Genomic DNA, 686 nt, shown 5'->3' on the forward strand with positions numbered 1-686 from the left:
GTCCATCCGTGTACCGCATTCACCCGTTCTGTCGACACAGTTGGCGCTGACGGGCAATCAGGTCATGTAACGGCCTAGATATGTCCTACGGTCGGGCTCGTGACACCAACTCTGCACAGCCCTTCCTCCGTCCTGTCGGGTGAGCGCGGTGAACTGCTGCGTGCGCTCGCCGAGCAGCGCGAGCTGCTGCTCATCACCGTCCGTGGCATCACCGATGCGCAGGCCATACGGCGCACCGTCACGAGCGAACTCACACTGGGCGGGATCATCAAGCATCTGGCCTGCGGCGAGCGGGTCTGGACCCAGATCCTTGTCAGAGGGGACGGAGAACTGCCCGACGGAATGCTCAACTTGGGGCAGTACCGGATGACCGAGGCAGAGACGCTTTCGGGCCTGCTGGAGCTGTACGAGGGGGCCGCGTGTGAGACCGCGAAGGCTGTGAGCGGACTGCCGGACCTGGAGGGGGACGTTCCGCTTCCCCGGACGCCGTGGTCTCCGCCGGAGCCGGAGTACTGGTCGGCACGTCGGGTCCTGCTGCACCTGATCAGGGAGACGGCCCAGCACGCGGGCCACGCGGACATCATCCGGGAAGCACTGGACGGGGCTAACACCACGGCCCAGCGGTGATGTGCTCCGGCCGTCTCGGACGGAACACCGGCCGTTGGGCTGCAGGCCTTGGTGAGCTC

General features: G+C 66.2%; 1 protein-coding gene. It reads left to right on the top strand.

Annotated features, from left to right (window positions below):
* The first annotated feature begins 99 nt into the window (after positions 1 to 99).
* The gene (locus OHA98_RS42595) at positions 100 to 627 is read left to right on the top strand and encodes a DinB family protein (RefSeq protein WP_266933798.1); all 528 of its coding nucleotides are present in this window, start codon (positions 100 to 102) and stop codon (positions 625 to 627) included.
* Positions 628 to 686: the final 59 nt, after the last annotated feature.

Source organism: Streptomyces sp. NBC_00654 (assembly GCF_026341775.1).
Lineage (GTDB): Bacteria > Actinomycetota > Actinomycetes > Streptomycetales > Streptomycetaceae > Streptomyces.